At 50.0% G+C, this 13,658-nt stretch carries 13 protein-coding genes and 1 pseudogene; 2 read left to right on the forward strand and 12 right to left on the reverse strand.

All coding sequences use genetic code 11. The features are described 5' to 3' along the window. The 5 genes and pseudogenes from ACW73I_RS10195 to ACW73I_RS10215 all read right to left on the reverse strand — a co-directional run. Positions 1–428 (reverse strand): annotated as a pseudogene (locus ACW73I_RS10195) (transketolase); the annotation flags it as partial. A 149-nt stretch (positions 429–577) separates the two neighbouring features. Continuing rightward, positions 578–1,225, reverse strand: coding sequence for a 3-hexulose-6-phosphate synthase (gene hxlA / locus ACW73I_RS10200; RefSeq protein WP_458029193.1), 648 nt, complete (start codon positions 1,223–1,225; stop codon positions 578–580). A 201-nt stretch (positions 1,226–1,426) separates the two neighbouring features. After that, positions 1,427–2,008 (reverse strand): UbiX family flavin prenyltransferase, encoded by a 582-nt coding sequence (locus ACW73I_RS10205; RefSeq protein ID WP_458029194.1) that lies wholly within the window; start codon positions 2,006–2,008, stop codon positions 1,427–1,429. A gap of 15 nt (positions 2,009–2,023) precedes the next feature. Continuing rightward, complete coding sequence (gene pip, locus ACW73I_RS10210) at positions 2,024–2,968, reverse strand: prolyl aminopeptidase (RefSeq protein WP_458029195.1); 945 nt, start codon at positions 2,966–2,968, stop codon at positions 2,024–2,026. Positions 2,969–3,104: 136 nt separating this feature from the next. Then, complete coding sequence (locus ACW73I_RS10215; protein WP_458029196.1) at positions 3,105–3,839, reverse strand: hypothetical protein; 735 nt, start codon at positions 3,837–3,839, stop codon at positions 3,105–3,107. Between the two features lie 508 nt (positions 3,840–4,347). Here ACW73I_RS10215 and thiO point away from each other — a divergent pair. Together thiO and ACW73I_RS10225 are read left to right on the forward strand one after the other, a co-directional pair. Beyond that, positions 4,348–5,439, forward strand: a complete 1,092-nt coding sequence (gene thiO, locus ACW73I_RS10220; RefSeq protein ID WP_458029197.1) for a glycine oxidase ThiO — start codon at positions 4,348–4,350, stop codon at positions 5,437–5,439. Between the two features lie 7 nt (positions 5,440–5,446). Next, positions 5,447–6,460, forward strand: a complete 1,014-nt coding sequence (locus tag ACW73I_RS10225) for a quinone-dependent dihydroorotate dehydrogenase (RefSeq protein WP_458029198.1) — start codon at positions 5,447–5,449, stop codon at positions 6,458–6,460. Here ACW73I_RS10225 and ACW73I_RS10230 read toward each other — a convergent pair. From ACW73I_RS10230 to ACW73I_RS10260, 7 genes are all read right to left on the reverse strand, one after another. Beyond that, positions 6,457–7,737, reverse strand: coding sequence for an HD-GYP domain-containing protein (locus ACW73I_RS10230; protein ID WP_458029199.1), 1,281 nt, complete (start codon positions 7,735–7,737; stop codon positions 6,457–6,459). The genes ACW73I_RS10225 and ACW73I_RS10230 overlap by 4 nt on opposite strands. Positions 7,738–7,794: 57 nt before the next feature. Continuing rightward, on the reverse strand, positions 7,795–9,126 hold the full coding sequence (gene pmbA / locus ACW73I_RS10235) for a metalloprotease PmbA (protein WP_458029200.1): 1,332 nt from the start codon (positions 9,124–9,126) through the stop codon (positions 7,795–7,797). Positions 9,127–9,187: 61 nt separating this feature from the next. Next, positions 9,188–10,627 (reverse strand): metalloprotease TldD, encoded by a 1,440-nt coding sequence (tldD, locus tag ACW73I_RS10240; protein ID WP_458029201.1) that lies wholly within the window; start codon positions 10,625–10,627, stop codon positions 9,188–9,190. 36 nt (positions 10,628–10,663) lie between these two features. Continuing rightward, positions 10,664–11,089 carry a hypothetical protein gene (locus tag ACW73I_RS10245; protein WP_458029202.1) on the reverse strand — a complete coding sequence of 142 codons (426 nt, stop codon included), beginning with the start codon at positions 11,087–11,089 and terminating at the stop codon, positions 10,664–10,666. 20 nt (positions 11,090–11,109) lie between these two features. Continuing rightward, positions 11,110–11,958, reverse strand: a complete 849-nt coding sequence (locus ACW73I_RS10250; protein ID WP_458029203.1) for a 23S rRNA (adenine(2030)-N(6))-methyltransferase RlmJ — start codon at positions 11,956–11,958, stop codon at positions 11,110–11,112. Between the two features lie 26 nt (positions 11,959–11,984). Then, entirely contained in the window at positions 11,985–12,335 is a 351-nt protein-coding gene (locus ACW73I_RS10255; protein ID WP_458029204.1) for a DMT family protein, read from the reverse strand. After that, a complete protein-coding gene (locus ACW73I_RS10260) occupies positions 12,332–13,576 on the reverse strand; it encodes a multifunctional CCA addition/repair protein (protein ID WP_458029205.1) in 1,245 nt (414 codons plus the stop codon). The genes ACW73I_RS10255 and ACW73I_RS10260 overlap by 4 nt, the downstream gene beginning before the upstream one ends. Between the last annotated feature and the right edge of the window lie 82 nt (positions 13,577–13,658).

Here is a 13,658-nt window from a genome sequence, read left to right on the forward strand (position 1 = left end):
TCATGGCCCGGACGGTTGAATTGGCCGGCCAGGGTGCGTTCGGCCAATGCGAAACCGACGGCATTGGTGATGCCTTGGCCCAAAGGGCCGGTGGTGGTTTCGACGCCTTCGGTGTAACCGTATTCGGGGTGACCGGGCGTTTGCGAATGCAGTTGACGGAATCTTTGCAGTTCTTCGATGGGCAGGTTGTAACCGGCCAAGTGCAGCAAAGAGTAAATCAGCATGGAGCCGTGGCCGTTGGACAGTATAAAACGGTCGCGATTGGCCCATTTCGGGTTGTTCGGGTTGTGGCTCAGGAAGTCGTTCCATAAAACTTCCGCTATGTCCGCCATCCCCATTGGCGCACCCGGGTGCCCTGAGTTGGCTTTTTGTACGGCGTCCATGCTAAGTGCGCGGATGGCGTTCGCTAAGTCTCGGCGCGAAGGCATGTGTGTCTCCTTAAATTGATGATAAATGCTGAGATTGCGGCTCAACGACCGCTATTATTTTACGGATAGATAAAACAACAAAGGACGGGTGGAGCTAACCAGCCGTCCTCAGTTTAATTAGCTAAAGCTAACTTTGACCAAAGCGAGTATTAAGCAGCTGCAGCTTCAACCAATTCGCGAATTTCGCGAGCAGCATCTGCAGGAGAAGGTGCACCGTAAATAGCGGCACCAACGACGATGATGTTCGCGCCCGCTTTAACGGTTTGATCGATGGTTGCCGGTTTGATACCGCCGGCAACCGAAACGCGTACGCCCAAGCCCAATGAAGCGACTTCGTTCAAATCACCGAATGGGGTTTGGCCAGCCGCTTGCGCGTCCAGACCGGTATGAACGCCCATAATTTGAGCACCTAGTTTGACAGATTCGCGAGCACATTCCGCTTTGTTAGGCACGTTGATCAAGTCAACTTGAACTTCAGCCGCATGTTTTTTCGCAGCTTTAACAACACCGCCGATAGTAGCCAAACCAGATACACCCAACACGGTGCAGATGTCGGCGCCAGCCGCGTAGAAAGCGCCGGCTTCGTACTCACCCGCATCCATGGTTTTCAGGTCAACCAACAGCAGTTGATCAGGGAAACGTCTTCTCAGTTCTTTAACCAGGTTGATACCGTTGTATTTAATGCAAGGCGTACCTATTTCAAAAATGTCAACATAAGGCGCTACTTGATCAGCCAACGCAACGGTTTGGTCGAAATCCAGTGAATCCAACGCCATTTGAATTAATGGTCTTGCCATGAGATGTGCTCCGATTGTTACAGTTATAGTTATAAAGACCGCTCACCAACGCCTGGACATGTGCCAAATGAAGCAAAAATAACATTTGTCGATGGGCAATAAAAAAACTGGCAGCAACTCTAAATCAGAATGATGCGCGCTGTCAATCGAAAGCCAGCTATTTAGACGCTAATTTTCTTAATTTTCTGTCGAATTTTGATTTTAATCGCTCAATCCGACCCATGGCGTATAAAGCCCTTCCACCGCAACGCCATACATTTCCAATATGCGCCCAACCCCCTCATCTACCACGGTCTTGACCGAATCGGTCTTATTGTAAAATGCCGGCATGGGCGGAAATATAACCCCCCCCATCTCCGTGACCGCCGCCATATTGCGAATATGCGCTAAATTTAACGGCGTTTCGCGCGGAACCAATACGGTTTTTCGCCGTTCTTTCAGCGCCACGTCGGCTGCGCGCGATATCAAATTATCACCAAAACCGTGAGCCACTGCAGCCAAGGTCTTCATCGAGCACGGCGCGATGATGACGCCTTCGGTCTTAAACGAACCACTGGCGATACAAGAGGCAACGTCGTTGATTCCGTGCGCCACGTCCGCCAAGGCATACAATGCCGCACGACTCATACCGAGCTCGTGCTTTAAATTGACCAAACCCGCCGACGAAATAACTAAATGCGTTTCCCACTCCGGCAAATCCTTTAACACCTGCAGCATGCGCACACCGTATACGGCGCCGGTAGCGCCGGTCATCGCGATAACGAGACGTTTTTTCTTATCCATACCGCGCCTTCGGCTTCAGGAAAGTACGCTGAGCATTTCGTCGGAAGCCGAAACTAACGCATCGATCATATCAGCCCCTTTAGCGACATGCCCTGCATTGGGTAATACTACAAATTTCGCGTGCGGCAAAGCCTTATGCAAACGCCAACCCGCTTCCAGCGGACAGGTCAAATCGTTCTGGCCATGAATAATGATAGCCGGAACATCCTGTAACACATCACAATGTTGTAGGATCTGATTTTCTTCAATGAAATAGTGATTTTTTGCATAATGCAGTTCCATTTGCACTTGCTTGATTTCTGTGTCGCCGATAGAACTCCCGCTCTGCAAAAACTCATTCCCCAAAGCCACTTGACCGCTCCAAGTTTGCCACTGTAAAGCCGCACTTTGCGAAGCCTCTATGTCGCTACCAAAAACCGCCTTATACAACCTTTGCAAAACATCGTCGTCCGGTTTTGACCCGATGCCATCCAACAAATCCTGCCATCTCTGAGGATAAATGCGATTTACTCCGTTATGTAAAAACCACTCCATATCGGCCCGGCGTGCCAGGAATACACCACGTAATATCATCGCAGACACATGCTGCGGAAATCGTTGCGCATACAACAAGGCCAACGCGCCGCCCCAAGACCCGCCGAACAATAACCACCGGTCGATCCGCAATTGCTGCCGAATACGCTCCATGTCCATCAACAAATCCTGCGTCGTATTACCGGCCAACTCGCCAAATGGCAAAGACTGCCCACATCCGCGCTGATCCATCAAAATAATGTGATACCTATCGGGATCAAAAAATCGCCGGTGATCAGGCTTAGTACCTGAACAGGGTCCGCCATGTAAAAAAATTACCGGAATACCGGCAGGATTGCCGGATTGCTCAACGTAGACCCGGTGAACACTTTCCGTTTCGAGAAAAAAACGATGAAAAGGGGAAATTTCAGGATAGAGGGATTTCATTGCCGACAAAGATTACGAATGAACCGAAATCGACATGAAGCCGATACCATTTAGGCTATCAGTATAGCATCGCCGCTCAAGCATAAAAAAGGGAAGGCCTTTGCCTTCCCTTTTGGGGCGTGTCCGACTTAAGATATTAGAATTGGAAACCTAGATAACCACCAGCAGTCAAACCGTCGGTTGGAGTACCGTCGGTACGGCTAGTTGAGTAGTGGTAGCGAGTATCCGCACCAAGCACTATGCCTCTATACAATTCATACTCAGCACCCGCACCGAAATTCATGCCTGCATTCAACACAGAAACCGCGTTGGATGGAACACCCAAGATATTGATATCCAAACCAATTGGAATCAGCCACGGGCGGAATTTACTGCCGTGCATGAATTTGATTTTCGGCGACGCCATAATTCTCAAACGAGCGTCGGTTGAAACAGGGTTGCCGGCGTTAAGCGGAACAGTAGTACCACTCTCAGTATGAATAGCCGTGAAAGTGCCATTTGTTAGAGAATTTTGGCCCGAACCGTATTGATCGTACTGCACACCCAACTCAACGCCAAACGAAGTATCATCCATCAAACCAAACAAATCGTTATTGACATTGAAGTCAAACGCACCGCCAATATACCAGCCGTCGTTGTTTTCGTTATTTGACAGCAAGGCGCCTTTATTGTTTAACGCACCACCTCTATCTTGATCCAATGTCGCCCAACCGCCGCGAACCGCAATCAAATTATCTTTCGGAGCCGCCACAGCAGGCGCCGCCTTAACTGAAGCCATCCATTGATCCAATTCTTGGACTTTGGCTGTTTCAGTCGAAGATTTTTCAGTTTGAGCCTTGACGCGGTTCAATTCGGCTTGCATGGCTTGCATTTGCGCCGCCATTTGTTGCATCTGAGCTTCCAGCGCTTCAGTTTTGCTGTCCGCCGCTTGCGCAGGGGCAACGATTGCCATAGATAAAGACGCTACGGCAACGCCTAGCGCTAATTGAGTTTTGTTAAAAGTCATGTCGTCCCCCCCAAGGGTCATTGTTGTTAGACAGATTGCATTTTGCTTAATTGCAACACAGATTTTTTCAACGATGGCAATAATAGCAGCACTTTCCCATCCTTACAAGTTTTACGTCTATTTTTTTAATAAAAAAAACACATTAACTTTCAATAATATATAGAGCATCGATAAAGAAAAATCACCGCTTGTTTAAAAAAAACAACAAATAGTTTAAAAGCCGCACCAATTCAGAAATAGGGCCTAGTTGCACCAAATCAGAGCAGGTATGGCACGTCGGGCCTATCGTCCCTACAAAAAAATCTATAGATGGGGCAGCTAATCGGCAGGGTTTCGTGTTAACTTGAAAGGAACCGAAACCAGCATTTTGCAAATGACTTTAGAAACAGACATCTTGATCGTAGGCGGCGGCATCAGCGGCTTGTTAACCGCACGCGAACTGCGAATGGCCGGTCGAGAAGTTACGATAATCGACAAATCGCGTATTGGACGCGAAGCCTCATGGGCCGGCGGCGGCATCCTTCTACCGATTTACCCTTGGCGCCAAAAGAAGGCCATTTCCGATCTAGTGATCAACAGCTTGCAACGCTATCCATCGCTTAGCCGAGAGCTAGACGGAGCCACCGACATTGATCCGGAGTGGAACCCCTGCGGCATGTTAATCTGTAAAAATCCGGATTACGACGTCGCCATTCAATGGTGCGAAAGTAGACATGTTGCTTACCGGGACGCGCCACCGACGCTGTTGAAAAACTTGAACACCCGATTCGAGCAGCCGTTATGGTTACCCGATATCGCTCAAGCCCGTAACCCGCGGCTGCTGAAATCTCTAAAAGCTTATTTGATACAAAAAGGCGTTCGCCTGATCGAACAGACCGAAATTCTCGGCGTCGATGTCGAAAAACGACACTTAACGAGCATAAATATGGGCCGACAGAGTTTTAGACCGAAGCATGTCGTCATTTGCGCCGGCGCATGGAGCGCAAATTTGCTTGCCGACTGGCTACCTCACGCCTCCGTCCAACTGCCAATACAACCCGTCCGCGGACAAATGCTGCTATTCGATGCAAGACCGGAGACGCTAAACTACATGATACTTGACGGCGACCATTATCTGATTCCACGGCGCGATGGCAAAATTTTGGCCGGCAGCACAGTCGAACAAGTCGGTTTCGAGAAAGTCACCACTCAAGAAGCTAAAGAAACGCTACATCGTTTCGCTACCGAGTTGCTGCCGGACTTAAAAAATTATCCCGTATGTGAACATTGGGCCGGATTACGTCCCGGCACACCCGACGGCGTCCCTTATATCAGTTTTCATCCCGACGTTGACAATCTCAGCATCAACGCCGGCCATTTTCGCAATGGCCTAGTCATGGGCCCCGCTTCCGCGCGGCTTTTGGCGGACTTGATCCTACAGCGCCCAACCGAAGTTGATCCGGCCCCTTATTCCTTACACCATTGACCGAACCATGAACGTGTATCCATTAGTCCGCCCGCTCCTTTTCAAGCTCGACCCTGAGACGGCTCACCAGGTCACGCTGAAATTATTAAAACTGGCCGATCAAACCGGCTTATCCGTTTTAAGCCGCGCCCGCTCGGTTGACAAACCCGTACGCGTAATGGGGCTGGACTTCAAGAATCCCGTAGGTCTGGCCGCCGGCATGGATAAAAACGGCGACTATATCGATGCCTTAGCGGCGCTTGGCTTCGGATTCATCGAAATAGGCACGGTCACACCGCGTCCGCAGCCCGGAAATCCCAAGCCTAGATTGTTTCGCCTTCCCGAACATCAAGCAATCATCAACCGGATGGGATTTAATAACCTCGGCATAGACCACTTAATACGGCAAGTCGAACGTAGCCGTTATCGTGGGGTTTTAGGCATCAACATCGGCAAAAACGCCGATACGCCGCTTGAAAACGCAATCGACGACTATTTAATCGGCTTGCGTAAAAGTTACCTGCCAGCCGGCTATGTCACAATCAACATTTCTTCGCCGAACACCAAAAATCTGCGTCAATTGCAACAAGGCGACGAGATCAAACATTTATTGGACGCGTTAAAACAAGAGCAACTCAAACTGCAAACCGAACATGGCAAATACACGCCGATCGCGGTAAAGATCGCGCCTGATTTAACATCCGAACAGATCAGCCATATCGCCCGGTTATTGCTTGAGTTCGACATGGACGCCGTCGTCGCGACTAACACCACCATCGCTCGCGACAAAGTACAAGGCCATAAATTCGGCGACGAAACAGGCGGTCTAAGCGGCGCACCAGTCAAAGGAAGCTCGACTGCCGTTGTGAAAGGCCTAGCTGCGGAACTTAACGGAAAATTGCCGATTATCGGTGTTGGCGGAATATTAAGCGCTGACGACGCCAACGAGAAACTGGAGGCAGGCGCAAGTTTGGTTCAAATCTACAGCGGACTGATTTACCAAGGTCCGCAATTATTAGAAGAAATCTTACGCAGCCTTTAGGCTTCCGGTTCTTCCCAACCTTTTTGCAACAAGCCGTTTTTGTAGTATTTGAGCAAATCAATGCCGCATTCGTCCGGACGCAAGACTTTCTTGACGGTGTATTGCTGTCCGTCCTCTTTCAATCCGACCATAGACAGATCGACGATGAAAGGGTTACACGCGGCTTGATCCGAATCACGCAGCATCATGATCTTGGGTTTGAGTTTCGCCTTAGGGTTGACCTCAACCACCATCGCCACTTCGCCGCTAGTAAGCTCGACAATGCTGCCTGCCGGATAAATACCCAAGCATTCGATAAACTTCATGGTTAATGCCGGATCGAGATGTCCATTGGATGAGCACTCGGTCAATACCTTGATCGCCTCCAGATGCGACCGGCCTTTTTGATAAACCCGGTCGCTGCTGACCGCGTCGTACATATCGGCGATCGCGACCATTCGCGTATAGGGGGTAATTTGCTCGGCTTTCAACCCTCTGGGATAGCCGTTACCGTCTAAGCGCTCGTGGTGACTGTATGCGACATCGATCGCTCCCGCATACATGCCGTTGGTCGACAGCAAAATCCGCCACCCCAAAGTCGCATGGCCTTGCATGGTCTGCATCTCTTCCGGCGTCAATCGCCCCGGTTTGTTCAATATCTCCAGCGGCACCCGCATCTTGCCCATATCGTGCATCATGCCGCACAAACCCAAGTCATTCAGTTCGGCAACCGACAAGTTGATCTGCCGCCCCAATGCGATTGCGAATATGCATACATTCATGCTGTGCTGCGCGGTATATTCGTCTCGGTTTCTCAAATGCGTCATCAACATCAACGCATCCGGAGCATTCAAGATACTGTCGACGCAGCGGGACACGGCTCGCTTGCCGGCCAATACATTGACGGGCCGGCCCAAACTGACTTCCTCCATGAAACTCTTAACCAGGCCGCTGGTTTTCTGGTAGACGGATTCCGCTTGTTTGATTTCTCGCTTAAACGAGGTGCGTTTTTCCGGCGGCTTGACCTTTTCCAGATAATCTTTGCTATAGGGCGTGCTGCGCGCCACGTATTGCGGAACCTTGGTTTGCTTACTGACATCGATGTAAACATAGTCGCACTGCCTTTGTACCGCGTCGATGTCGGCTTGATTTTTTAACTCGAAACCCTGAAACAGGAAATTGGTTTCCAGCCACGGCCGGTCCAGTTTAGAAACAAACATACCGATTTTCAGTTCTTTGACGTCGATTCGAATCAACTCAACCGAATCGATCATAAAGCCGTTGAATTTGTCAGCCACTCGACGCCACATTTAGAGAAGAAAAGTATTCCATCCTGCCAAGCCCTCTGTATTGTTCTACCCGCCGGCAATCGCCATTTGGTCCAGCAAAATCGATCCCACCCGAATATTGCCGCGCAAATCGACATCATTCCCGACTGCCACCAAGTTACGCAGCATACTTTTCAAGTTACCGGCGATGGTAATTTCCTGTACCGGATATTGAATAACACCGTTCTCGACCCAAAAACCCGAAGCACCCCGAGAATAATCGCCCGTTACCCGATTAACGCCCTGGCCCATCAGCTCGGTCACTAACAGACCGGTGCCTAACAACTTCAGCATGCCATCGAAATCGTTTTCGCCCGCCTCGACTACGATGTTATGCACCCCACCGGCGTTGCCGGTGCTTTTCATTCCAAGTTTACGTCCGGAATAGGTACTAAGAATGTAAGAACGCAAAATGCCGTTACTGACGATATCGCGCGTTTGAGTAGCGACGCCTTCGGCATCGTAATTAGCACTACCCAAACCGCCCACCATTTGAGGTTGCTCATGGATGCGCGCGAAACCCGGCATCACTTGCGTCTCCAAACTATCTAATAAAAAAGACGCTTTGCGATACAAACTGCTCCCACTAATCGCCCCCAAGAAAGCACCGACCAAACCCGCCGCCATTTCCGGCGCAAACAGCACAGGGCATTGTCGCGTATTGAGACTACGCGCGCCTAAGCGTGCGACCGTCCGTTTCGCCGCCTTTTCGCCGACATCGCGCGCCGATTCCAACAAAGCTGGATTCCGTGACACGCTATACCAATAATCGCGTTGCATCGCATCGCTTGTTCCGCCTAGCACGGAACAACTAATGGAGTGCCGCGTGGACTGGTAGCCTTGTAAAAACCCCATCGAATTACCGAATACTCGCGTGCCTCGATGAGTATTGACTGAAGCGCCTTCCGAATTAGTAATCGCTTTATGATAGTTCCGGGCGGCATCTTCACATTCGATCGCCAGTTCAATTGCTTTTTCGGCATCGATCGACCACGGGTGATTTAAATCCAAATCCGGAAATTCAGTCGCCAATAGATCAGGATCAGGCAAACCGGCGTATTCATCCTCACTCGCATGGCGCGCAATACTGCATGCGGCCTTTATGGTCTCTTTTAAAGAATCCGGTGAAACATCATTGGTGGTGGCCGCACCTTTTTTCCGACCGAAATATACGGTCACGCCTATGCCTTGGTCACAGTGATATTCAATGGTTTCAACATCGCCCATCCGAGCGGATACCGACAAGCCATTGTCTACGCTGAAAGCCGCTTCGGCCGCCGTGGCGCCTTGCTGCTTCGCTTCGTCCAGCAACTGCTGAACCACGTTTTTTAAACGGTTGATTTCTGCTTGATCTTGCAAGGAAAACTCTCTTCGGATTAATTAATCATTTGACGTGGAATGCATTTAACTCTTTACACGTTTAAACGCTGGTACCGCCAACAGTTAAGCTGTCGATTTTTAAGGTCGGCTGGCCTACACCCACCGGTACACTTTGCCCTTCTTTACCGCAGGTACCGACACCGCTATCCAATTGCATATCGTTACCGACCATCGATACCTTGGTCAGCACATCCGGCCCATTGCCGATCAGAGTCGCACCTTTAACAGGACATGTAATTTTCCCGTTTTCAATGAGATACGCTTCACTGGCGGAAAAAACAAATTTGCCGGAGGTAATATCGACCTGACCTCCTCCAAAATTGCGCGCGTAAAGACCTTTTTTGACGGATTGGATAATCTCATCCGGATCGCTATTGCCGGGTAACATGTACGTATTGGTCATGCGCGGCATGGGCAGATGCGCATAAGATTCACGCCGGCCGTTACCGGTAGGCTTAACGCCCATCAAGCGCGCATTTAACTTGTCCTGCATATAAGCTCTCAATATGCCTTTTTCGATCAGCACGGTATTTTCGGTTGGCGTACCTTCGTCATCGATACTCAATGAACCGCGTCGTCCCGGCAAGGTACCGTCGTCGACCACGGTGCATAAATCCGATGCAACCCGCTCGCCCACACGTCCGCTGAACGCGGACGTACCTTTACGATTGAAATCACCCTCCAATCCGTGGCCTATCGCTTCGTGTAACAAAATACCGGGCCAACCGGGGCCGAGTACCACGGTCATGCCGCCGGCCGGCGCATCTTCGGCTTGCAAATTGACTTGGGCTTGACGCACGGCTTCGCGTCCGTATTCGAACGCTCGATCGCCATCTAAAAAGTAACTGTAATCGCTGCGCGCACCGCCGCCCATACTACCTTGCTCCCGCCGGCCGTTTTCCACCATGATGACGCTGACGTTCATCCTAACCAATGGGCGCACGTCCGCAATCAAAGAGCCGTCGGGAGTCGCAACCAAAACGTTATCGTAGACCGCAACCAGACTAATGATGACTTCTTCGATTCGATTGTCGAGCTTCCGCGTTTCGGCGTCGACTCGTTTCAACAAATCGATTTTCTGCAGATCATCCAGCGATTTCAGCGGATTGAAGGGCTGATAAAGTTGCGGCCAAGCTGTTCGGGTCGCGATTCTATGCTGCGCATGCTGACCTTGTCTGGCAATCGCTTTCACATTATCGGCCGCTTCCAGTAGAATCGGTAACTCGATGCGGTCGCTATAGGCAAAACCGGTTTTGTCACCGCTGACCACCCGGACACCGGCACCGCGTTCAATGGAATGAGTCCCTTCTTTGACTATTCCTCCCTCCATGGACCATGACTCGAAATGGCTCGCTTGAAAATAAATGTCGGCCGCATCCACAGGCGTACTCAACAACGCGGACATCACTCTGTCGACGTCTCGAACTTCCAGGCCGTTTGCGGCGAGAATGGTTTGTTTAACTTGTTCAGATAAAAGCATGTGTACCACAAAGATTTAAGGAAACAATAAATTAGGTCACATTACAAAAAACGAAGCCACATAAGCAACGCCCAATGCAATGGCAAGCATCAACAGCTTATAGGGTAAGGTTAACGTCAGCCAATAGAGTTCCCATTCCGTTTTACGTCGATGCCATGTTTCCACCAAACCGTGTTTCATTCGCTTATAAACACGCGGCAACGCATGCCATAGACGATAAGCGAAATAAGCGCCCAGCGCCAATAAAATATAAAACGTAACTATCTGGGCGCCGTGGTGGCTGGTATGAAACACATGCTCCACCGTATGTTCGATACCGAGCTCAACCCACTCGAATAGCTCGTGGCCGCGCTCTAAAAGGAAATGCAACAATTCCGTCAATAAGTCGAATGTAACATCATAAAACAGCAGCGCCAGCGTTACGAAAGCGACTATGATCAAATCCAAATATTTTTTAACCATATCCATTTCGGAGTTGCCCTTTATTTGCCCGATTCCGACACCATCCATTCGACTTTCCAATTTCCCAATCCACCGGTCAAGACTTCGTTCAACCACGGCAAAAGGGCTTCAGCCTGACTCGGCAATTGCCAGGGAGGGTTGATAAACAGCATACCAGAACCGGTCATGCCTCGCATTGCACTATCCCCCTCAACGCAATGCTCGATACGCAATTGCTTGGGTATGCCGGTGCATTTAAGGCTTTGGATTAGTTTTTCGATTCGGTCTCGCTGAATGACCGGATACCACAATGCATAAATTCCTGTCGCGAATCGGCGATGAGCATTCTGCAATACATCGACCACCTTCTGGTAGTCCGATTTCAGCTCATAGCTCGGGTCGATCAGGATCAAACCGCGCCTTTGAACCGGCGGCAACTTTCTATTCAGAGTTTGTAAGCCGTCTTCTTTAGCGACGACAACCTGCTTATCGCCGGCAAACAATTCTCGTAACTGTTCGTAGTCGGCACTATGTAACTCTGAAAGGAGCAGACGATCCTGAGATCTGACTAAACGTCTGACTAATTGCGGAGAACCGGGATAACGCACCAATTGGAGGCTGGTATTTTCCGCCTTTACCGCCGATAGATAAGGTTTGATGTGTTCAGGAGAATCCTGAATTCGCCAAATAAGGTCGATACCCTGTTGATATTCGCAGGTTTGTTGGGCGAATTCGGAATTAAGCGAGTATTTACCGGCGCCGGCATGAGTATCGATATAGACAAAAGGCTTATCTTTTTGCTTTAACGCATTAATAACCAAGGCAATCAGACTGTGTTTCAGCACATCGGCAAAATTGCCGGCGTGAAAACCGTGGCGATAACTCAGCATGACGACATTCCGTTTTTCGGCTATGTTCAACCCATTTTGGGCCTGAACATGAAATAAATGGCCCCCATCACGCACAAACCCGCCCACAGGTAATCTCGCGTCAAGGGTTCTTTCAGATAGTACACTGAGAACGGCACAAACACGCTGAGCGCGATCGCCTCCTGCATGATTTTCAATTGCCCTACATTCAGTGCCGAATGGCCTATACGATTGGCGGGAACTTGCAATAGATACTCGAAAAATGCCAATCCCCAACTCAGCAAGGCCGCAAGCAACCAATGCTTATGATTAAGTTCTTTTAGGTGGGCATACCAGGCAAAAGTCATGAACACATTACTGCAAATCAGCAAGCTAATCGAAATAAAAACCGGTGTCATACGTGGCTTAAGGAAAAAGAAGAGGCTTGTTTCAACGATTTGATGGCTTGGCTGCGCAAACCATGGATAGCCGCGCCGATTTGCGCACCTTGTAAATTAGATTGCAGCACGTCGCGAGTATCCACCTCACGCGCGGTTTCGGCGGCGGCTTTGATGAATTCGGCTTGCGGATACGATATATTTTCGAAGCCTGTCCGCCCCCTAGCATCCGCCTCGCAAGCGAATAAAAAATCCTGTAACTGGTTTTCGGCCTTGAATGCGCCGATACTCTGTAACATTTCGGCTAAGGTATCGGCCCGCAACTCAAACACCCGATGACAATGCGTGTGATATTCCATTACCTGCGCACATAAGGCTTTGACAGCCTTCGGGATACGCAAACGCTGGCAGAACTTTTCCAGTATCGGCAAGCCCTTACGCTCATGACCATGATGGCTAGGCCAATAGTTCGGATCGGTCAAAGCCTTACCTAAATCATGCAATAACGCTGCCAAACGCACCTGCGGTTTAGGGGATAATCGAACGGCTTGGGTCAGCGCCATTAAACTATGCACGCCGGTATCGATTTCCGGGTGATATTTAGGCGGTTGAGGCACGCCGAATAAGGCATGAATTTCCGGAAAGATTGCCTGCAACGCCCCGCAATCTTTCAGCGTTTCAAAAAATGCCGCCGGCGTCTGCTCGCTCAAAGCCCGGTTTAACTCAGCCCAAACACGTTCCGGAACCAAATAATCGACTTCACCGGCAGCCACCATAGCTCGCATCAATTGCCTGGTTTCTTCGGCGACTTTAAAGCCTAAATGCGCATAACGGGCACTAAAACGGGCGACACGCAATATGCGCACCGGATCTTCGGCAAAAGCCGGCGAAACATGCCGTAGGATACGGTCGCGCAGATCTTTCTGCCCGCCAAAAGGATCGGCCAGCACACCGTCCTCGTCTATCGCCATCGCGTTGATGGTCAAATCGCGCCGCATTAAATCTTCTTCCAATGACACGTTAGGATTGGCGTCAACATCAAACCCCTTATAACCGGGCGCGGTTTTCCGCTCGGTACGTGCCAGCGCATATTCTTCATGTGTGTCGGGATGCAGAAATACCGGGAAATCCTTACCCACCGCTCTGTAACCCAGTTTCATCATGGCCTCGGGACTGGCACCGACCACCAGCCAATCCCGTTCCGATACCGGATAATCCAGTAAACGATCTCGCACGGCACCGCCAACCAGATAAGTTTTCATGAATTCCGACTCACGCAAAATTGAAGGATTTAAGCGCACAGTATAAATGACTCGCTATCATAGTGCCCTGCTTATTAGCGTC

The sequence above is a fragment of the Methylomonas sp. MgM2 genome, from assembly GCF_054172045.1.